This window comes from Sulfuricurvum sp. (assembly GCF_049587615.1).
Taxonomy (GTDB): Bacteria; Campylobacterota; Campylobacteria; order Campylobacterales; family Sulfurimonadaceae; genus Sulfuricurvum.
Window position 1 is genome coordinate 1 of the sequence record NZ_JBAVEF010000047.1, and the last position, 1567, is coordinate 1567.

Annotated in this window: 1 protein-coding gene; it reads left to right on the plus strand. The window is 69.4% G+C overall.

All coding sequences use genetic code 11. The features are described from left to right. On the plus strand, positions 1 to 1442 hold a 1442-nt coding region (locus tag WB308_RS08500; protein WP_424190826.1), incomplete at its 5' end, for a heme lyase CcmF/NrfE family subunit. Positions 1443 to 1567: the final 125 nt, after the last annotated feature.

The following is a 1567-nucleotide window of genomic DNA, read 5'->3' on the forward strand; positions in this document are numbered from 1 at the left end:
TGGGCAACGTCGGCTTCTCGGTGGCCTTCGCCTTCGCCATCGCCGCGCTCCTCGGCGGCCGGCTCGACGCCACGTGGGCGCGGTGGTCGCGGCCGTGGACCACGCTCGCGTGGATGTTCCTCACGCTCGGCATCATGGTCGGCAGCTGGTGGGCCTACTACGAGCTCGGCTGGGGCGGCTGGTGGTTCTGGGATCCAGTCGAGAACGCCTCGTTCATGCCGTGGCTCGTCGGTACCGCGCTCATCCACTCCCTCGCCGTCACCGAGAAGCGCGGCACGTTCAAGGCCTGGACGGTGCTGCTCGCGATCGCCGCGTTCTCGCTGTCGCTGCTCGGCACGTTCCTCGTGCGCTCGGGCGTGCTCACCTCCGTGCACGCGTTCGCGACCGATCCACGGCGCGGCGTGTTCATCCTGCTGTTCCTCGCGCTGGTGATCGGCGGTTCGCTGCTGCTCTTCGCGCTGCGTGCGCCCAAGGTCGGCACCGGCGGGCGCTTCGAGCCGGTGTCGCGCGAGTCGCTGCTCCTCGCGAACAACGTTCTGCTCGGCGTGGCCTGCGGCACGGTGCTGCTCGGCACGCTCTACCCGCTGTTCCTCGACGCGCTGAACCTCGGCAAGATCTCCGTCGGCCCGCCGTACTTCGACGCGGTGTTCGTGCCGGTGATGGCGCCGCTCGTGTTCCTGATGGGCGTGGGCCCGCTCGCACGCTGGAAGAAGGCCGAGTTGCCTGATCTCTTCACGCGCGTCAAGTGGGCATTCGTCGTCTCGCTGATCCTCGCGATCGGGCTGCCGTTCCTCGGCGGCAAGTGGTCGCCGATGGTCGCGTTCGGCCTGCTGCTCGCGCTGTGGATCGTCACGACCACCGTGGTGAATGTGCGCGAGCGCATCGCCGGCGCGCAGGGCGGCGCGATGGCGCGGTTGGCGAAGCAGCCTCGCGGCTACTGGGGCATGCTGCTCGCGCATCTCGGCGTGGCCGTGTTCATCGTCGGCGTCACGCTGGTGAAGGGCTACGAGACCGAGCGCGACGTGCGGATGGTGCCCGGCGAGTCCGTGTCGGTCGGCGCGTACTCGTTCAGGTTCGAAGGCACGTCCGAACGAGTCGGCCCGAATTACCGTGCGGCACGCGGCACGTTCGACGTCGCGAAGAACGGCGTTTCGTTCGAGAAGCTTCACCCAGAGAAGCGCATCTACAACGCGCAGGGCATGCCGATGACCGAGGCCGCGATCGACAGCGGCATCTTCGGCGACCTGTACGTGTCGCTGGGCGAGCCGGTCGACGGCGCCGCCTGGACGGTGCGCGTCTACCGCAAGCCGTTCGTGACGTGGATCTGGGGTGGATGCGTGCTGATGGCGCTCGGCGGCCTCCTCGCGATCACCGACCGCCGCTACCGTCTCGCGGCACGCCGCGAGACGGCGCTACCCGCCGGCGCCGCCACGGCGCGATAGAGCGGCGCCGCCCCCATGAACCGCAAGCTCCTGATCCCGCTCGGCGTCTTCGCCGTGCTCTTCGCCTTCCTGCTGGCGGGCCTGGGCTTGAATCCGCGCGAGGTGCCCTCGCCGCTGATCGGCAA